This window comes from Candidatus Nanohalovita haloferacivicina, from assembly GCF_029232205.1.
GTDB classification, from domain to species: domain Archaea; phylum Nanohalarchaeota; class Nanosalinia; order Nanosalinales; family Nanosalinaceae; genus Nanohalovita; species Nanohalovita haloferacivicina.
In genome coordinates this window covers 46,132-64,887 of sequence record NZ_CP107255.1, presented here as the reverse complement: position 1 = coordinate 64,887, position 18,756 = coordinate 46,132, and the positions used below count along the sequence as shown (strand labels likewise).

The following is an 18,756-nucleotide window of genomic DNA, read 5'->3' as shown; positions in this document are numbered from 1 at the left end:
CATATTGCAACCAACCAGGCTTGATGAGAGCCTTTTCTATTCGAAACTTCTGCGAAGTTTCTGCAACCAGAAACTCAGAGAGCTTCGGATCCCAAAACCTGTTCTAGATAAAAATTTCTGCATAAGTGGTTAAGTATGATCAGTATAGAAGTATTCCGCGATAATCCTGAGGACATCAAGGACGCGCAGAGAAGGCGTGGAAAGGACCCTGAAAAAGTAGATGAAGTAGTTGAACTCGACAAAGAATGGAGAGAAAAACTACAGGAACTTGAAAGCCTACAACAGGAAAGAAACGAAGTAGGAGACAGGATCGCGGAACTTAAAAAGGAAGGCGAGGATGCCTCCGAAAAAATAGAGCGTATGCAGGAAGTAAAACAGCGCATAAGCGAGCTAGAAGACAAAGTCGACGAACTAAAAGACGAACGCGATGAAGTAAGATATCAGGTCGGAAACCTTCTGGCCGACGACGTACCCGAAGGAGAAGGTGAGGAAGACAACCCAGAACTCAGAAACTGGGAACCGGAAAACGGCAGAAAAGAAGACTCCGAACTCGCAGCCGACTTCCTGGAAGAACACGACCTTCTAACAGCAGAAAAGGCCACAGAAGTAGGAGGAGAAAGAGCCTACTTCCTAGACCCGGAACTACTCAAACTAAGCCAGGCACTCATCAACTTCTCAATCGACTTCCTGAAAGAAAGAGACTTCGGAGTCTATCAGGTACCGTACATGCTGGAAGAAAAATCCATCGCAGCAGCTGTAGACCTGGAAACATTCGAAGACCAGCTCTACCAGGTAAACGAAAACGGAAGATACCTGATCGGAACAGCAGAACACGCACTGGCAGCAAAATACCAGGGAGAAGTAATAGAAGAAGACCTCCCCCTCAAACTAGGAGGATACTCCACAAACTTCAGAAGAGAGGCCGGAAAACACGGAAAACAGACCAGAGGCCTCTGGAGAGTCCACCAGTTCGAGAAAGTAGAACAGTTCGCATTCTGCAAACCAGAAAACCATCTCGACATTCTCCAAGAAACCCTTGGCAACGCAGAGAAAATCATGAAAGAGCTAGGCCTTCCATACAGAGTTGTCGACATCTGCGACGGCGACATCTCCAATAAGACCTTCAAACAGTACGATATCGAGGTCTGGAGGCCTCCTCTAGGAGAGTACGGAGAAGTCGGCAGCTACGGTAGCTGTACAGACTACCAGGCCCGAGAGTTCGACACCAAGTACCGAGAAAAAGGAGAAAGAAAGACTCCTTACACAGTCTACGCAACAGGCCTTGTGCCTCAGAGAATTATCACAGCAATTATTGAGAACAACATGACTGAGAAAGGAGTCAAGATCCCAGAACCTCTACAGGACTACATGGGCGGTCAGGAATATCTGGAAGTTTAGAGAGTTAGAAAAGAGAGGGTAAACCTTCCTCTCCTTCGCTCTCTAATTTTGAAGGCCAGCATCGTATCCTGTTCCAAAGGCTTTATCGCCCTCAGTTGAGTGATGGCCTACAATCTCTCTTGTCTCTTCTTCACCAAATAATCCAGAGAAAGCCTTCATAGCTTCTTCATCTTCCAACAAAGTAACCCACTGCTCATGTTCAGGGCCTTCTGTGTGCGGTTCTACATCTTCTGGCCTCTGATCGCTTTGATTATAGTGAGAAGGATTGTTGCCAGGACGATCCATAGTCACTCCGGCATACCTTTCAGCAGAAACAAGTCTCGGATCCATATCAAAATCTTCTGGAACAGATGAAGGAGCTTTTTCATCATAGATAGCGCTCATAAGATCTTCTGCATTCTGGTGAGCTTCTTTTGCTTTGTCTTCAACTCCATCAGCCCCCTCATACTGTCTTTCCCAGTATTCTTGGTTTGTTGGAGCATATTCTGGCTTTCTATCGACCATTAATATCTACCTCCTGATTTTTCTGCTGGTTTTGATGTTTTAGATGGTATAGCGTTGTGTTGTAGTTGTTTCATGTTGATTATCACCTTAGAATTTTTACAGCAGCGAAACTAGCAGCAATAGAGCCACAAGTTCCACAGAAACTAGATTTTTAGAGAAAAGTCTACTGTAGCAGAACGCATCCACCCTTAGGCACAAAACATCCACCTGAAGTCGTGTATGCGTTCATAGGAATAGAATCTTTCTATAATTTTTATAAAACCAATGTCCTCCACCACAAACTAAATTAAGCAGTAAAACAAAATTTCAGCTGGTGAACAATACTATGAGCATCATGGAAGCTCTTTCAGAGCTTGTTGAGAGCGTAGTGGCCTATGTAGTAATGATCCTGCTTGGAGTAGTATCCTTCTTCGTAACAGTATTCATCGTGCAGTATGGATCACAGCTCGCAGGTTACTCTCCTAGTGGAGACTTTGCAGTTCTCTCAGCAGCTTTACTGGTAGCGGCATCAATGCTATCAGGCTCAATGAGATAAATTTCAGCCTTTCACACCTTTTTTCTTCTTTTTTATTTTTCAGGGCCTGAGAGACCCGTTCTTCTTTTAAGCTTCTCAGTTCATGGATAAACCAATGGCAACAACAGTAATGATTGGTGAGAAACCGAAGGTAGCAAGCCGTATCGCCCAGGCCCTGGGAGATTACTCCATCGAAGAGAACCGTGGAGTCAAAAACTACATTATAGACAAGGGCACAGACCAGATAATAATTGCGCCAGCAGTAGGCCACATATTCAACCTTGAACAGATCAGCGAAGGATGGGACTACCCTGTATTCGATGTAGAATGGGTTCCAACATTTGAAACCGATGATTCCGCTGACTACATGAAAAAATACTACAACAACCTACGCGACCAGATCGAAAAGGCCGACGAATACATCAACGCATGCGACTTCGACCTTGAAGGATCTGTAATTGGAGCCAACGTAATAAAACAGATTGCTGACGCGCCAGAAGACAGAATCAAAAGAATGAAGTTCTCAACACTGACAGCAAGCGACCTACAAGAGGCCTACGACAATCTAGAAGGCTACGACAAAGGAATGACAGAGGCCGGATTCACAAGACACTTCCTGGACTTCTACTACGGTGTCAACGTTTCAAGAGCACTGATGCAGGCAGTAAGAGAAAACGACAGATACAAAACACTCTCAACAGGGCGTGTACAGGGCCCAGCACTGAAAGTTCTAGCAGACAGAGAACGCGAAATCATGGCCTTCGAGCCAGATCCTTACTGGGAAATCTACCTGATCCACGAAGAGTTCGAGGCCCAGTGGGAGGACGACGAAGACCGAATATGGAACGAGGACGTCGCTGAAGGAGTATTCAACAGAGTAAAAGACGCCACAAAGACACACGTATCAAATATCAAGGTCAATAACTACAAGCACAACCCTCCAATTCCTTTCAACCTAACAGGCCTTCAGAAAGAGGCCTCTTCACAGTTTAATATTAATCCTAAACAGACTCAGGCCATTGCACAGACTCTTTACGAGAACGGCCTGATTTCTTATCCGCGTACCGAGTCGCAGAAGCTTCCTGCCAAGATTGGATACGAAAATATTCTGAAGAAGCTCAAAAAGCAGGATAAACTGGAGGAACCCGCCAAAAAAGTGCTTGAAAAAGACGATGACGACAGATATCCTCGACAGGGTAAAAAGAAAGACGATGCACACCCTGCAATCTATCCTACAGGAGAACATCCTTCGGGCCTCTCCAAGAGAGAAGGTCAGGTCTACGATCTGATTGCCAAGCGCTTCTGCGCGGTATTCGGCGATGCAGCAAAGAGACAGTCACTGACACTGACACTTGATGTTGAAGGCCACGAATTCAAGGCCAAGTCAAAAGTCACCAAGGAAAGAAACTGGTTTGACCTCTACGATCCATACGTCAGAGTTGAAGAAGCAGAGCTTCCAGGCCTCGAAGAAGGAGAAGTTCTGGATATCGAGGACTTCAGACTTGACGAGAAAGAGACACAGCCACCAAGAAGATACTCCCAGTCAGGTATCGTATCCGAACTTGAGAAAAAGAATCTTGGTACAAAGGCCACGAGAGCACAGGTAGTTGACAGGCTCTACAACAGAAACTATATTGAAGAAGATCCAATCGAGGTATCAGATCTAGGCCTGACAATTGTCGAAACACTCGAAGAGTACTCTCCAACACTTCTCAGCGAAGAACTTACCCGAGAATTCGAGGAGAACATGCAGTCAATCAGAAATGAGGAGGAGTCACGAGAAGACGTTCTCTCAAAGGCCCGCGAAGAACTCAAGGAGACTCTGGAAAAATTCAAGGAGAACGAGGCCAAGATTGGTGCTCAGCTAGTAGATACTATTGATTCCGAGAGAAAGAGAAGGAGAACTCTCGGGCCTTGCGATAAATGTGAGGAAGAAGATCGCGAAGGCGGAAAACTCAGAATTATCAAGTCAAACGGCAGCAAGTTTGTGGGTTGCTCCAACTACCCTGACTGCGAAAACACATACCCGCTTCCGAACAACGGAAAGATTTCCAGTCTGGATAAAGAATGTGAGACATGTGGAAAGCCGATGATCGATGTTCAGAGAAAGAAAGGAAGGGACTACCAGATGTGTATAGATCCCGACTGCGCAAGCAAGGACGACTGGTAGACTACTTATCCATCATCTCTCTTTCAGCATCGACCGCAGTATCAATCAAAAGACGGCCTAACTGACGGCCTCTCTCACGAGGAAGATCTCTCTCCTCGAAAAGATCGCCAAACTGCTGCATAACCTGTTCCTCTCTACCTTCATCCTTGACATCCATGTTGTTCTCTTCCTTGTATTCAACGACTTTGACCACTTCCTCCATTCTCTCGGATACCAGTTCAGCTATCTCATGGTTTATCTCATCAATGTTCTCTCTTGCGTCTTCAAGCAAATCAGCCATACAATACACCTTCTGAAACTTTCAGTAAAAAATTTTCCATAAATCACCGGACCTCCTCAGAAAGAAACTCAATCACCAGATCAGTCCTGTTCTGAGCTCCTTCAAGATCAAACTCTTCTCCAAGCTCATCGAACTTGCCAGCAAAGGCCTCTTCATCGCCAATAATATCTCTAATATCCTCAGCTGACTCAATAAACCTATCACGGACAGTCCCATTCTCAGGGTTTTCAGCCTGAATACTACCGTAAAGACCTGGCTTCTGATTCAGCATTCTGGCCGTCAAATCAGTAATCAACTGATACACCGGAGAGGAAAACTCCTCCATATCATCTCCGGAAAGCTCGGACTTCCTGATAACATCAGCAACAACTAGCTCAGAGAAATGCATCAGGCCCTGTACCAGAGACATGGCCTTGTCATGAGTCTCAGGCTCAGTGAAGTGGAGATCAGCGCCGTGCTCCTCCCAGAACTCCTCCATCATACTCCACTTTTTACCTTTTTCAGGACACATCACAACCTTCTGGCCACTGATAGAATTACTCGGCGCATACATAGGATGCATTCCAAGAACCTCATCGGAGTACTCCGTCATGGCCTCAACAGGCATCTGCTTCACACTCGTAATATCACAGAAAAGAGCATCATCCTCAACATGAGGCCCTATCTCATGAATAACATCTTCAGTCACCGCAATCGGCACAGCAACAATAACGAGGTCGGCACCCTCTACAATCTCGGTGCTAGGGCCGTAGTTCCAGCCTCTACCCTCTGCAACTTTCTCAGCATCTTCAACGGTTTTCCCTGAGATAAAGATCTCGTTTTTATCGTCCATTCTTTCAGCAAGATGCTGTCCAAACTTCCCTGTACCGCCAACAATCGCAATTTTTCTATCAATCATAGATAATTCACCTGTTCTCCAGCCTGTCAAAGGCCTTCTCTATCTCCTCTTTGGTTGTGGATCCAAAGCAAATCCTAACATTCTGATCGCTGTCAGGTCCCATCGGCTCGCCAGGAACCATTGCAACACCTTCCTCAATCATATCCATGCAGAAATCCCAGGAATCCTCTCCAACCTCCGGGAAAGCATAGATTGCGCCTTCTGGAGCTACAAAATCCCATCCAAGATCATTCATTCTCTCGACAAGAAGATCTCTTCTCTCCTCATAGGCCTCCTGCATCTCATCAACATGAGAATCATTCTGTAAGGCCTCTACAGCTGCATACTGAGAGATTCTTGGCGGACAGGCCGTTGAAGCCCGCGAAACCTTTGCATACTCTTCAATATTCTCAGGAGAATCAACCAGCCATCCAATCCTCCAGCCAGTCATCGCGTGGTTCTTTGATGCCGAACCAATAATCGCTGCATTCTCTGCGTAGGCCGCTGGAGAGTAGTGCTCACGACCATAGGTCAACCTGTGATAAACTTCATCTGATACAAGGAAAGTATCATTTTCTTCAGCGACCTCAGCAATCTCTCGGGCCTGTTCCTCATTGAGAACATACCCTGTTGGATTTCCAGGAGTATTGACAATTACAAGATCGGCATCTGCAATTTCTTCTCGGGCCTCTTCCCTGAGCTCTCTTTCATCGTTCCAGTACTGAACCTGGCTCCACTGATTCTCGGAAACCTCTGAAATCATCTTGTAAGGCCCCCAGCACGGATCGTTGAAAACAGCTTTATCATCAGCACCTAATCTTGCAGCCATTATAGCGTACAGTGCTCCCATTCCGCCAGTAGTAACCATTACCTCATCACTAGAGACTTCAAGGCCTTTCTTCACTGATTCTTCCTCGGCAACCGCTTCTCTCAGCTCTTCAATTCCAAGCATTGGAGAATATCCCTGTTTCTCTTCAAGGCCTTCTCTTGCCGCTTCTTTAACGTGTTCTGGCGTGTCAAAGCTGGGTTGACCTATATCGAATCTGACTATGTCGTCCTGTTCTGCTGCTTTTTCCGAAATTTTTCGTATTGATAGATTGATGTTCTGTATTCTTTCTCGCATTTTTAGATCCTACTCCGGCATCTCTGCCGCTCTGTAACTTCCAAGATTTTGAACCTCACCATACGTCTCAAGACACTGCAACGCCTTCTGAAGTCGGCCGTTAGCAGTCTCCGCCTCGACATAGAAAAAGTACTCTCCGAGCTTTTCCTTGGTAGGCCTTGACTGGATGTGGCTCAGGTTGATCTCATGGCCGGAAAAACATGACAGCATCGAGTGAAGTAGGCCCGGCCGGTCTTCTCCAGGTTTCAGTATCAGCGAAGTTTTGTCCTCGGCCTCCGGCTCTCCATTAAGCACAAGGAAACGAGTGACATTCACGTCCCTGTCCTGCACTGACTTCTTGAGAATATTCTTCTCGTTCAGTTCTGCTGCGATCTCCGAGGCCAGTGCGGCCTCTCCCTCAGAAAGATTTTCAACCGCATCAGCTGTTGAATTGGTTTCCTCTGTTTCCCATCCATGTTCGTTAATTATTTCTTTGCACTGTGCGAGGGCCTGAGGATGGGACTTCACTTTTTCTATATCTGAGATTTCTTCTTCATCTGATATCAGGGCGTGCTGGATTCCAAGTATTACTTCTCCAGTAATCTTCTCATCACGCTCCTCCAGTAGATCAATTGTATCAGTTACTCCGCCACCTAGAGAGTTCTCGATTGGCACAAACTTTTGATCAGCATCTGACTCGAAAACATCGCGTATAGTAGAGCAGAACTCTGTTTCAAGATTGTCAAAGTATTTTTCAGCTGCTTGATGTGTATAAGTTCCTGAAGGGCCTAGAAGTGCGACCTTCACCATTTCTTGATACCTCCTGTATCCATACACTTGTCTTCCTGGTTAAACCTGTTAAATCTTTCAGCAGAAATTCAGAAAAGGCCTTTATTGTCAGGAGTTGAAAGCCCATCGTTCGTAATTTCGAACTGTGTGCTTCTACCTTCTGGAATTGACCTGTGCTTGGAAACCTTGATCTTGCGTGTACCATTAGTTTTCTGAGTCAGCTTCAGCAAGGCCTTCGACCAGTACTTCGGCACATCTCTCCCCACCAATTCAAGCTCCTCCTCATCGAAGCTTGTGTACACCTGGTTTGTGATCACCACAGGAATATTATTGTTTCTGGCAATCTTCGAAAGCTCGGAAAGCTGCCTTGAAAGCCTCTGATTGATCTCTGAAGCGTTCTCACCATTCACCTGCAAACGGTAAAGCGAAACTGCAGAATCCACAACCACAAGCTCAACATCCTCAGACTCCACAACCTCCGCGATAGATTCAATGGCCTCCTCCTGCTCTGTAAAGTCTACAGGATCTCTAAGAAGAATATTTTCAAGGGCCTCTTCTCCAGCTACCTGCTCAAATCTTTCAGGAGAAAATCCTCCTTCTGTATCTATGTATACTACTTTGCCGCCGTTTTCCGCTACTGTGGCAGCTATCTGGATGCAGACATTGGTCTTGCCTGTACCTGATTCTCCGTAGAAGTTCGTGATTATTCCTTTCTCTATTCCGCCGTTCAACAATTTGTCGACGGATTCACACTGAGTGGAGACTCTCTCAACTTTCACAGGAAAAATCTGATTGGAAATCTTTTATCGTTACTCTTCAGGGAAAAACAGTTTTTTACTGACGTACACAAAAATCAATATAAGTTTACCTTACCCATCACCTACCATGTCAAAAGAGGCCTCTCTCCTCACGTACAACACGGAACGCGATAAGTTCGAATCCGTGTACGAGAGAAACAAGTTCTACCGCGGACTGTTTGGATACAAGCAGACAGTGAAGCGGAACGGAAAGAAGTACGAATACGAGAAAGACGGACTGATGGACGAAATCCCAAATGTCCGAATAGACGACTCGGTTTTTATCCTCTCCAACCAACATGTTAAACGAGTAGAGACATACTTTACGGACTGGGGAGAAAAGGTCTCACACCATATTTTCAAGGTCCTTCTTCAGGACCCGCAGATAATCCAGAAGATCCAAGCAGACGAAACAGAAGGTGAAGAACAGAATGGCAGAAGACAATGAAGTAAAACTACGGGTTGGCGAAGTCCCTCCAAACGCCCAGCAAGACGTGGGTAAAGGAGTGATCAGAATAGACAGCAAAATCATGGAAGAACTAGGAGTCAGAGAAGGAGACGGAGTACTAGTCCAGGGCGACAGAGAAACAGCAGGAGTAGTCGCCAGAAGCTACCCCGCGGACAAAGGCCTGGGAATAGCACGAATGGATGGCTACATGAGAAAAAACGCAGGCACAAGCCTTGGAGAAAGCGTAAAAGTCAGCCCAGCAGACGTAGAAGAAGCAGACAAAGTAGTACTAGCGCCAGCAGAAGAAGGAGTAATGATGCAAGTATCCAACCCAAACTACTTCAAAAGAGGACTAGGAGGCCGCATCCTCATGAAAGGCGACATCGTAGTGCCAGGATCGAACAGAGACATGAATCCAGGCCTCTTCGACGAATTCATGGGCGGAGCATCAGACAACATGAGGTTTGGATTCGGAGACCTCAAACTGTCAGTGGTAAACACCAAACCACAGGGAGCAGTTAAAATAACCGACGCAACGGAGATCGAAATGAAACAACAAGCTGTAGAACCAAGCCAGACAGAAGTAAGCGTGCCAGAAGTAACCTACGAAGACATAGGAGGCCTCGACGAAGAAGTACAGAAAGTAAGAGAAATGATCGAACTGCCTCTCAAACACCCAGAAGTATTCCAACAACTGGGAATAAGCGCACCAAGCGGAGTACTACTACACGGCCCACCAGGAACAGGAAAGACACTGCTGGCAAAGGCCGTAGCAAACGAGGCCGATGCAACATTCCTCTCAATCGACGGCCCAGAAATCATGTCCAAGTATTACGGAGAATCAGAGAAACAGCTCCGTGAAAAATTCGAGGAAGCACAGGAAGGAGCACCAGCAATAATCTTCATCGACGAAATCGACGCAATCGCACCAAAAAGAAGCGACTCCGGCGGAGAAGTAGAAAGAAGAGTAGTATCAACACTTCTCTCTGAAATGGACGGCCTCGAAGAAAGAGAAAACGTTATAGTTATCGCAGCAACCAACCGCGTAGATCACATTGATCCAGCTCTCCGTAGAGGAGGCCGTTTCGACAGAGAGATTGAGATAGGAGTTCCAAACCGTGAAGGCCGTAAAGAAGTCATGCAGGTCCACACACGCAACATGCCAATGGCAGAAGACGTTGATCTTGACGAAATCGCAGACATGACGCATGGATACGTAGGTGCAGACCTAGAAGCACTGTGCAAAGAAGCCGCTATGAGCGTTATACGAGGAGTACTACCCGAGATAGACATGGACGAGGAAATCCCGAGCGAAGTACTGGAGAAACTCGTCGTGGACAGAGACGCAATGGTCGAAGGAATGAGAATGGTCGAGCCAAGCCAGATGAGAGAAGTCATGGTCGAAGTACCGAAGACAAGCTGGGACGACATCGGAGGCCTCAACGACACAAAAGAAAGACTAAGAGAAATGGTTGAATGGCCTCAAAAATACCCTGAAAGATTCGAAAGAATGGGAATCGACGTACCAAAAGGAATCCTGCTATATGGAATGCCAGGAACAGGAAAAACAATGCTTGCAAAAGCCGTAGCAAACGAATCAGACTCAAACTTCATCTCAATCAAAGGCCCAGAGATCTTCTCCAAATATGTAGGAGAATCAGAAGAATCCGTCAGAGAAATCTTCAAGAAAGCCCGACAGGTAGCACCATGCATCCTCTTCATCGACGAAATCGACGCAATCGCGCCAAGAAGAGGAGGCCGCAGCTCAGACTCCGGAGTAGGAGACAGAGTAGTAAACCAGCTCCTAACAGAACTCGACGGAATCGAGGCCCTTGAAGGAGTAACAGTTATTGCAGCAACCAACAGACCTGACATGATCGATCCAGCAATCATGCGTACAGGAAGAATCGATCGCAGCGTTGAAATCCCAATCCCAGATATGGAGGCCCGAAGAAAGATTTTCGAAGTCCACACAGAGGACATGCCTCTCGCAGACGACGTAGACCTAGAAAAACTTGCAGAAGAAGCAGACACATTCGTAGGTAGCGATATAGAATCTGTATGCAGAGAGGCCGGAATGAACGCGCTAAGATCGGACACTGAAAGCGACAAAGTCACCATGGCAGACTTTGAAGAAGCAATGAATAACACAAGGCCAACAGCAACCGACGAAAACGTCGACCACTACAAGCAGATGACGGAGAAGATGAGAGAGCTGGAGACAGAAGAAGAGATCCCTGATTACTACGCATAATCAGGCCTCAAAAACTTCTCCCTTTTCCTTATTAATTCTCAACAAGCATATTCTAACATGACTGAAAAATTCACATGCGATGACTGCGGCCGAGAATTCGACTCCAAAAGAGGCCTGCACATCCATCAAAGCCAGAAACATATCGAAGAGGACGAAGAAAATCATTCCTCCTCTGAAGACAACAATAATGAAGAAAGCAAAAAGGCCATATTCAACTTTAATAATCGAAAAACTGTCTATGCCAGCTTTCTGATAGGTGTTCTTTTAGGAGGTTTCTTGATCGGAGGCCTTAACGCTCTGAACACTCAGGGAGTTGATCTTCCTTCTGTAAACAATGATTCAAGCTCTGATCGCATACAGTTCGCCAGCAGCAATATTTCCGATGATCCAACTCTCGGACCCTCTGACGCACCTGTAAGAGTCATCATGGTTACTGACTACGGATGTCCATGGTGTGCAGAATGGATGGGTGCGGACGCAATTCCTGACGATGCCGCTCGTGTAAACGGCAGAATTGACAACAATCAGAACTACGACAAGCTGAAAGAAAACTACATCGACACAGGAGAGATCCAGTTCACGGTGATGGACTATCCTGCGCACCCGAACGCTCTTCAGGCACACAAGGCCGCTAACTGCATATACGAACAGGATAGCAGTCTTTACAGCGAATTCAGCAAGACTCTGTACGAGAGAAGAACCGAATGGCTTGGAGGAGACTCAGGGCAGGACATGCCTGATCAAACCTTCCGATCAATCGCTCAGAACGTAGGAGCAAACGCAACAGCAATGGAACAATGTGTTTCCAGCTCAGGAAACTCAGAAGTTCAGAACGACGTAAATCTCGTAAGAAGCAAAGTCGACAGAATTGGAACTCCCCTCTTCTTCATCGGAAGCGAGGAGGAAGGATACGTCAGCCTCAGCGGAGCACAGTCCTACGACACCATGAGCAAAATTATCGATCAGGAACTCCAGAACCAGGGATAATGAACGCAGAGGAAAACCTGAATAAACTGAAGGACATCCTCAGGAGGCCTCGATACCTCCTTCTATCCCTTTCTCTTTCTATAATCTCGCTAGCAGCTTACAGCATTTTCAACAACTCAGGCCTTCTCGAAAGATACATCCTTGAAGGAGATCTCTCGCTCGCTGTAGCGCTGGCACCAGGAATATCGCTCAGATACTTCCAGACACTTCCAAAAATAGAAATACTGCTAGTTATAGCTATTTCAGGCCTGATAGGAATTAACATCACTCTTGCAGCATTCAGACTTCTTGAACTGTCGGAGTTCGGTAGAGAAAATGCCTCATCGATAACAGGCGCATTCATCGCAACATTTGCACCTGCATGTACCGCATGTGCAGGAGCAGTAGTAGGCCTGACCGGAGCATCAAGCATTATAGCAATGATCCCGTTCTCAGGCTACAGCATAAGAATAATCGCCATTCTATTCCTGCTGGCATCTACAGTATACACTTTGAACCAGCTTGGTAGAAAGGCCTGCAAGATTTAACGACGAGTTGTAACAATGTTCTCGCCGTCCTCTCCTGCACCAACAAGCACCGTGTGCTCGGCCTGAACCACTGTACCTCCTTCAACCTCTTTCAAAACAGGATAGGAATGAACTACATCGGCCTGTACAAGCTTGTTCAACGCCATTTTCTGACGGGCGCCGAAGTCATCAAACCATCTCGTGCTGAACGGGAGGCCCTGAAACTCCTTGATATCGCCAAGAAGCTTTCTCTCATGACGGCCTCTAACATTTCTATCAGTCTCTAGCTTGTAGATATTACCTTTTTTCCCGTTCTTGATCTTTCCAGAACCATCAGTCAGGAAAGGCTCGATAGCCACGGCATCTCCCTCCTCAATAACATGTTCAGAACCGTTATCCACGTTAGGAATGGATACACCTGCGTGCTGAGTATATTTGCCCAGATAGTGGCCTGTCAAGTTTCTTATCGGAGAGTAATCATCTGGAATCTGTCTCTGAACAAAAGCACCGAACTCTCCAACAGTAACACCAGGCTCCAAAAACTCAAGGGCCTCTTCAAGAACTTCTTCAACTGTTTCAATCATTTCCTCCTCGCTGCCAGAAGGATTAACTGTCAGAGCAGTATCCGCAATATATCCATCGCAGTGAGCACCGATATCAATCTTCAAGACATCGTCCTCCTTCAGAACTCTGTCCTCGGAAACTCCTGGAGAGTAGTGTGCGGCCTCCTCATCTATCGAAAGATTTACGGGGAAAGCAGGTTCAAGGCCTTCATCTCTGATAAGCTGCTCGATACTTTCAGCAATCTCCTTCAAGTTAGTTCCTGGAGTTGCAACCTCCCTAGCATGCTTCCGGGCCTTCTGAATTACTTCTCCTGCTTCAACGTACTTCTGGCGTTCTTCATCGTTCATGAGAAAAGAAAGGATAGAGAAAAGTGAAAAACTTACTGCCGGGCCACACCAGATTCACGGGCCGCCTCGGCAACTTCCTCAGCAATCACCATAGCAAGCTCCTTATCCAAAGTCTCAGGCAGAATCTTATCCTTCTCAGGCTCGATAAAGTTCCTGATAGCTTCGGAAGCAGCAATCTTCATCTCTTCATTTATATCAGAGGCCTTAACATCTAGAGCTCCTCTGAAAACTCCCGGGAATGCAATAGAGTTGTTAACCTGATTATCAAAGTCAGAGCGGCCTGTAGCAGTAATGAAGGCGCCAGCCTCTTTTGCCTGGTCAGGATAAATTTCTGGTTCAGGATTTGCAAGTGCAAATACTACTGGATCCTCTGCCATGGATTCGACCATCTCCTGGGAAACAATTCCAGGAGCTGAAAGGCCTATAAACATGTCCGCACCCGCCATAGCATCTTCAAGACTGCCCTGCTCTTCAGAGGCCAGGGTTCTCTTTGCAAGATCGGCCTTGTACTCATTTTCATCATCTGTTCTCAGAATACCTGAGGAATCCAGAGGGAGAATATTCTCAGCACCTGCATCAAGCAGGAAATTGGCAACCGCCATTCCTGAAGCGCCTGCTCCACTGATAACAATTCTTGAATCCTTCAGGGCGCGGCCTGACAACTCAAGCGCATTCTGGACTGCAGCACCTACGACAATCGCTGTACCATGCTGATCATCGTGGAATACAGGGATATCAAGAGATTTTTTCAGGGCCTCTTCGGCCTTGAAGCATCTCGGCGCCTTGATATCTTCAAGATTGATAGCGCCGTAGGTTGGAGCCATTCTTTCGACGTGCTCTATAATATCATCCGCGCTGTCAGCATTGATTACCTCCGGAAAGCCGTCGACCTCTCCGAATTTCTTCATCAGATTGGCCTTTCCCTCCATTACAGGCATTGAGGCCTCAGGACCAATATCTCCAAGGCCTAGAACTGCTGATCCATCGCTCACTACTGCTACAAGATTGCCTTTGCTTGTATATTTGTATGCATTTTCTTTATCTTCTGCTATTTCCTTGCAGGGCTCTGCAACACCCGGCGTATAAACCATTGCCAGATCTTCTTTATCCTCTATCTCTATAGAAGGTTCTACAGTGATTTTGCCCGGATTTTTGCTGTGTAACTCCAGTGCTTCTTTCCGATTAACCATAGAAATGACTGGTGATGCAATCTCTAAAACAGTTTGCAACCTGAGGCCATAACCTTATGTGATTCGGGCATCAACATCTAAGTATGTCAGAAGGGGGAGAAAAAGGCAGTTCCGGCAAAGAACACTTCAGAGAGGGGAAGAAGCATCTGGAGAAAGGAACACAGAAAATGATGCAGGCCGGAATCAAGAAGGGCCGCGAAGGAACCAGAAAACTGGATTACTACAGACAGAATCGTTCAGAACTAATTAAAAGTTTCTCAAAGAGAATGGGCAACCCAAAGCAGCCAGCAGTTTCAGGCCTCATCGTAGTTCTTCCCGTAGCAGTAGTTCTCCTTGTTGTAGACTGGCTTTTCAGCAAGATAAGTCAGATACCGGGAAACCAGTACTTCAACTTTACAGATATCTACTACATCAACCAGACATTCAAACTGGCTATTTTACTGACACTAGCAGCAGTAATAGTGACAGGAGTAGGCCGCATAGCTAGAACAGAAAGAGGATTCCAGCTTGAAAAGATCATAGACGAGTTCTTCGACATGATACCGTTCATCGGAAGCATCTACAACATGACAAAAGTAACAACAGAAACAGTAATGGGCGGAGCAGAAGACTTCTCAAGACCTGTAAAGATTCAGCACGGCGGATTTAGGCTGACAGGCTTCAAAACAGGAAACAAGACAAAAGACGGCCGCGACATTGTCTTCATGCCCACAGCACCAAACATCACATCAGGCCTCGTCCTCGAACTAGATGAAGAAAAAGTAGAAGACGCTGACGAAACAGCCGAGGAGGCCTTAACACGAATATTATCAGCAGGCTTCGGCGGAAAAACCAATCCCGAACCGGAAGAAGACGAAAAAACATAATTAAACAGCTTGGCCTCTTCAAAAAACAGTAGAATAAATTAAAAGCCAGAAGTTAAACAATCGTTAATAAAATGGTTTAAAATCATCAGCGCGAGTTTGAAGAATATGAGAAAGACCGCAATCCTGCTTTTAGCATCTCTAATCCTGATCGGAACAGCCTCAGCTCAGCAAACAACAAACAGTTCTGAAAACGGATTAGCACCAGGCCTAACACCTGCCAGCCCATTCTATGGAGTAGAAATGTTTGCAGAGAACCTTGAAGTCAAACTGGCAGGAGTAATAGGCGGAGACGATATGAAAGCCAAGGCCCTGGCAAACAACGCAGAAGAACGCGTATCTGAGGCCCAAACACTTATAGAAAGAAACAAAAGCGATAAAGCAGCAGAAGCCATAGACAGATACTCAAAGACCCTGAATAGATCTGTCGAACTGGCTGGAAAAGGCCAGGACGAGCAACTAAAGCAGAAAATAAACAATATTTCAAATAAAAACGTTGAAACTCTCAAAGAAGTGAAGGAAAAAGTCCCAGAACAGGCCAAAGGCGCTATAGAAAAGGCAATAAACCAATCAGAGAAGAGAAGACAAGGCCCGCCATCAGAAGCCCTCAACAAATCGGAAATACCAGTTACAGGCCGTAACCAGACAGGCAAACCTGAAAATACCGGCAGACCTAATCTAAATAATGGAGAAAACAGGAATCCTGAGAACCTGACACAGGGCCAGAAACCTGATCTAGACAACAGATCTGTAGAAGAAACTGTGGACAAAGCAGAGAATAAGGCGTCTTCTGTCAAAGACAGCGAAGCTCCAGTTAGTTCTGACGAAAATGTAGATAAAAACAGGCCAGAACCTCAGAACAATAAAATTACAGAAAACAATTCTTTGACAGACCTGAGGTAGAAACATGGCTGTCCCATTCCCAGAAGCAGAGTTCGAAATTCTAATCTACATGATGCTAGGGGCCTTCATAGCGCTGACATTTGCCTCAGGCCTTTACATCTGGAAACTTCGACAGGTTCTTGTAACAGCCTCCAATCAAGAAAAAGAGGAAGAAGGAAAAGACCTACGGATAGACAATATAGGCCTTTCCAGAAGAGCTGAGGAAGTACTGGACTCGGTAATGGACGATTCAAAACTTCAGAGCGATCTGCCTGATGAAATAGATGTTTCAAAGGCCACAATCAGCAACGCAGTCTCCGAACTTTTCGAAAGAGACCTCGTAATCAAGAAGAAAAAAGCCAACACATACCTGGTTGAGGCCGACTTCGACGAGATACGAAAACAGCAGCGATAAACATAATTGAACAGAATTTCTTCACCGTTAAACGGGTTTAAACGGCTTCTTAACGGGTTTAAACCACTGTTTCTGGACACGCCATATAAGGGTGGACTGAGTATACCAGCTTGGTGAAATCAAATGAACCACTCGAATAAGATTACAGCAATATTCCTCATAGCAGGAATGGCGCTTGGATTTGCTGCACCAGCAGCAGCACAGCCAGCGCAGGCACAGTCAAACAACCAGGTTGAAACAGATGCGCAAGCATCTGCACAGGCAGATATAGGACAGACCATATCAGATCTAAGATCACAAGTACAGAAACTACAGCAGCAGGTACAGCAGCTTCAGCAGAGAGTAACTGAGCTAGAAGAAAAAGCCAATGCCTCCGCAGAAGCAGAAACAAACACCGATGCACAGAGAGGTCCTCCAGAACACGCACAGAACAACAAGAGCAATCTTGGAGCAGAAGTATCAGCAGAGGCCCGTGCCGGAAATCAGGCAGGAATTCTCTCAGCAATCAGCTCCTTCCTATCAGACAGAGGAAACAATCAGGCAGCCGAATCAGTAGGAAACAACGAATCCGACGACGATTCCACCCAGGAAACCAGCACATCTATCCAGGTAGATGTTGACGGAGAGATTGAATCCGGCAACAACGTAACTGTAAAAGCAATGCAGGAAGAAGAGGCGGTCGCCAACGCAACAGTCAAAATTAACGGCGAAATAGCTGGCCAGACCAACGCAGACGGAGAACTTGTCGTTACAGTCCCAGAGGCCGACGAGTTCGAAGTAGAAGTTGAATCAGGAGACAGCGAAGGAAGCTTCGAAACCGATCTAGAAATTGAAGCAGAAGTCGACGCAGAAACCGAAACCTCAACAGAAGACACTGAGACTTCAGCTGAAGCAGAGATCGAAGGAGAAGCAGAAGTAGGCCTGAACTAGAAAAGGCCTCTTCTTCCCAGTTTTTTCTTCATTCTACCGAAGAGAATTTAGGCTTTAAACACGAAACATGCACTGATGGAACCAGAAGTCCTTGAAGAAGAGATAAACCAGTTCTTCAACGAGAACTATGACGGGCGATACAGAACCAGCATCGATATAGATGACGCCAGAGATCAGGCCTACATCTACGTAGCTTTCGAGGAAGGATCTGAAAAACCAGGTGTAGGAGCATTTGTAGACGAAATATTTGAGGAACTGGATATCGACAATCCTCGAATGGAGGCTGACTGGTACCCTGAAGAAAACAGATACGATATAACGCTTACAGAAAACGTCGATGAACCACTACCAGGCCAGAAACCACAAACATCAGTTTAAAAATCAAGTTTATCCACTACCCAGCTCTCAAAACGCTCAAAGTAGTTCACCTCATTGCATAACCTAACAAAAATAAGACCCACTACAATAATCAAAGTTGAGAAAGCCCCAGTTAAAGCAGCAATAAAAAGAGAAAAAGCAATATTGGCATCAAATTCTAAATTCAAGCTGTTAGAAGCAAAAGAAAACAAGTAACCCCACAAAACCCCGCTAATAAGCATCAGAGATATTTTTTCCAGTCTTTCCCATGTGTTAAAATGTTCTTCTTTGCCCAAAAGATGTAAAGCAAGTTTTAGAGGCAAATAACCTAGAATTACTAAAAGAGGCACTCCCTTCGAAATGCTGCCAGCCAGAGACTCAAGAAGTTTTGGAATCATTCTACTCCGAAAATACCTGCTATTATTAGGAAAACTCCTAGAATCACCAAAACAGGAGGCATCCATTTTACCGTTGAAATAGATTCAGCCACAGGAGCAGTCCTTAACATCTCACTAAGGACATATGCTCCCATAATAGCTCCTAAACCACCGCCTATTGCTTCCTCATTCATAAGATCAGTTC

The 18,756-nt window shown here is 45.9% G+C and carries 22 protein-coding genes; 12 read left to right on the top strand and 10 right to left on the bottom strand.

What is annotated here, in order from left to right:
- Nucleotides 1-135 precede the first annotated feature (135 nt).
- Entirely contained in the window at nt 136-1,398 is a 1,263-nt protein-coding gene (serS, locus tag HBNXNv_RS00370) for a serine--tRNA ligase (RefSeq protein ID WP_347720853.1), read from the top strand.
- Nucleotides 1,399-1,440: 42 nt separating this feature from the next.
- Here the strand turns inward: serS and HBNXNv_RS00365 are convergent, their stop codons facing one another.
- A complete protein-coding gene (locus HBNXNv_RS00365; RefSeq protein WP_347720852.1) occupies nt 1,441-1,902 on the bottom strand; it encodes a hypothetical protein in 462 nt (153 codons plus the stop codon).
- A 325-nt stretch (nt 1,903-2,227) separates the two neighbouring features.
- Here HBNXNv_RS00365 and HBNXNv_RS00360 point away from each other — a divergent pair, with 325 nt between their 5' ends.
- Both HBNXNv_RS00360 and topA read left to right on the top strand, forming a co-directional pair.
- Complete coding sequence (locus tag HBNXNv_RS00360; protein ID WP_347720851.1) at nt 2,228-2,437, top strand: hypothetical protein; 210 nt, start codon at nt 2,228-2,230, stop codon at nt 2,435-2,437.
- Between the two features lie 94 nt (nt 2,438-2,531).
- Entirely contained in the window at nt 2,532-4,586 is a 2,055-nt protein-coding gene (gene topA / locus HBNXNv_RS00355; RefSeq protein WP_347720850.1) for a DNA topoisomerase I, read from the top strand.
- A 1-nt stretch (nt 4,587) separates the two neighbouring features.
- On the opposite strand, the gene HBNXNv_RS00350 is transcribed toward topA, so the two are convergent.
- The 5 genes from HBNXNv_RS00350 to radB all read right to left on the bottom strand — a co-directional run bounded on the left by HBNXNv_RS00350 (nt 4,588) and on the right by radB (nt 8,413).
- Complete coding sequence (locus HBNXNv_RS00350; RefSeq protein WP_347720849.1) at nt 4,588-4,866, bottom strand: chorismate mutase; 279 nt, start codon at nt 4,864-4,866, stop codon at nt 4,588-4,590.
- 43 nt (nt 4,867-4,909) lie between these two features.
- On the bottom strand, nt 4,910-5,764 hold the full coding sequence (locus HBNXNv_RS00345; protein WP_347720848.1) for a prephenate dehydrogenase/arogenate dehydrogenase family protein: 855 nt from the start codon (nt 5,762-5,764) through the stop codon (nt 4,910-4,912).
- Between the two features lie 7 nt (nt 5,765-5,771).
- Nucleotides 5,772-6,866 (bottom strand): pyridoxal phosphate-dependent aminotransferase, encoded by a 1,095-nt coding sequence (locus HBNXNv_RS00340; protein ID WP_347720847.1) that lies wholly within the window; start codon nt 6,864-6,866, stop codon nt 5,772-5,774.
- 9 nt (nt 6,867-6,875) lie between these two features.
- Entirely contained in the window at nt 6,876-7,655 is a 780-nt protein-coding gene (gene pheA, locus HBNXNv_RS00335; protein WP_347720846.1) for a prephenate dehydratase, read from the bottom strand.
- A gap of 68 nt (nt 7,656-7,723) precedes the next feature.
- A complete protein-coding gene (gene radB, locus HBNXNv_RS00330; protein ID WP_347720845.1) occupies nt 7,724-8,413 on the bottom strand; it encodes a DNA repair and recombination protein RadB in 690 nt (229 codons plus the stop codon).
- A gap of 106 nt (nt 8,414-8,519) precedes the next feature.
- Here radB and HBNXNv_RS00325 point away from each other — a divergent pair, with 106 nt between their 5' ends.
- Genes HBNXNv_RS00325 through HBNXNv_RS00310 form a run of 4 tightly spaced genes read left to right on the top strand, consistent with a single transcriptional unit; the run spans nt 8,520 to nt 12,647 of the window.
- Nucleotides 8,520-8,879 (top strand): hypothetical protein, encoded by a 360-nt coding sequence (locus HBNXNv_RS00325; RefSeq protein WP_347720844.1) that lies wholly within the window; start codon nt 8,520-8,522, stop codon nt 8,877-8,879.
- Nucleotides 8,863-11,133 (top strand): CDC48 family AAA ATPase, encoded by a 2,271-nt coding sequence (locus HBNXNv_RS00320; protein ID WP_347720843.1) that lies wholly within the window; start codon nt 8,863-8,865, stop codon nt 11,131-11,133. The genes HBNXNv_RS00325 and HBNXNv_RS00320 overlap by 17 nt, the downstream gene beginning before the upstream one ends.
- 57 nt (nt 11,134-11,190) lie before the next feature.
- Nucleotides 11,191-12,120, top strand: coding sequence for a thioredoxin domain-containing protein (locus HBNXNv_RS00315; protein ID WP_347720842.1), 930 nt, complete (start codon nt 11,191-11,193; stop codon nt 12,118-12,120).
- On the top strand, nt 12,120-12,647 hold the full coding sequence (locus HBNXNv_RS00310) for a hypothetical protein (RefSeq protein ID WP_347720841.1): 528 nt from the start codon (nt 12,120-12,122) through the stop codon (nt 12,645-12,647). Before HBNXNv_RS00315 ends, HBNXNv_RS00310 begins: the two co-directional genes overlap by 1 nt.
- On the opposite strand, the gene map is transcribed toward HBNXNv_RS00310, so the two are convergent.
- A complete protein-coding gene (map, locus tag HBNXNv_RS00305; protein WP_347720840.1) occupies nt 12,644-13,537 on the bottom strand; it encodes a type II methionyl aminopeptidase in 894 nt (297 codons plus the stop codon). The genes HBNXNv_RS00310 and map overlap by 4 nt on opposite strands.
- Before the next feature lie 32 nt (nt 13,538-13,569).
- A complete protein-coding gene (locus HBNXNv_RS00300; RefSeq protein ID WP_347720839.1) occupies nt 13,570-14,727 on the bottom strand; it encodes an NAD(P)-dependent malic enzyme in 1,158 nt (385 codons plus the stop codon).
- Nucleotides 14,728-14,810: 83 nt separating this feature from the next.
- On the opposite strand from HBNXNv_RS00300, the gene HBNXNv_RS00295 reads away from it, so the two are divergent.
- The 5 genes from HBNXNv_RS00295 to HBNXNv_RS00275 all read left to right on the top strand — a co-directional run bounded on the left by HBNXNv_RS00295 (nt 14,811) and on the right by HBNXNv_RS00275 (nt 18,195).
- Nucleotides 14,811-15,593 carry a DUF502 domain-containing protein gene (locus tag HBNXNv_RS00295; RefSeq protein ID WP_347720838.1) on the top strand — a complete coding sequence of 261 codons (783 nt, stop codon included), beginning with the start codon at nt 14,811-14,813 and terminating at the stop codon, nt 15,591-15,593.
- 105 nt (nt 15,594-15,698) lie between these two features.
- Entirely contained in the window at nt 15,699-16,493 is a 795-nt protein-coding gene (locus tag HBNXNv_RS00290) for a DUF5667 domain-containing protein (protein ID WP_347720837.1), read from the top strand.
- A gap of 4 nt (nt 16,494-16,497) precedes the next feature.
- Nucleotides 16,498-16,887 (top strand): helix-turn-helix transcriptional regulator, encoded by a 390-nt coding sequence (locus HBNXNv_RS00285; protein WP_347720836.1) that lies wholly within the window; start codon nt 16,498-16,500, stop codon nt 16,885-16,887.
- Nucleotides 16,888-17,010: 123 nt separating this feature from the next.
- On the top strand, nt 17,011-17,817 hold the full coding sequence (locus tag HBNXNv_RS00280) for a hypothetical protein (RefSeq protein ID WP_347720835.1): 807 nt from the start codon (nt 17,011-17,013) through the stop codon (nt 17,815-17,817).
- Between the two features lie 75 nt (nt 17,818-17,892).
- Nucleotides 17,893-18,195, top strand: a complete 303-nt coding sequence (locus tag HBNXNv_RS00275) for a hypothetical protein (protein WP_347720834.1) — start codon at nt 17,893-17,895, stop codon at nt 18,193-18,195.
- Here the strand turns inward: HBNXNv_RS00275 and HBNXNv_RS00270 are convergent.
- Together HBNXNv_RS00270 and HBNXNv_RS00265 are read right to left on the bottom strand one after the other, a co-directional pair.
- Nucleotides 18,192-18,572: a hypothetical protein gene (locus HBNXNv_RS00270; RefSeq protein ID WP_347720833.1), complete on the bottom strand. Its 381-nt coding sequence runs from the start codon at nt 18,570-18,572 to the stop codon at nt 18,192-18,194. The two genes, HBNXNv_RS00275 and HBNXNv_RS00270, sit on opposite strands and share 4 nt — an antisense overlap.
- Nucleotides 18,569-18,745, bottom strand: coding sequence for a hypothetical protein (locus tag HBNXNv_RS00265; RefSeq protein WP_347720832.1), 177 nt, complete (start codon nt 18,743-18,745; stop codon nt 18,569-18,571). Before HBNXNv_RS00265 ends, HBNXNv_RS00270 begins: the two co-directional genes overlap by 4 nt.
- Nucleotides 18,746-18,756: the final 11 nt, after the last annotated feature.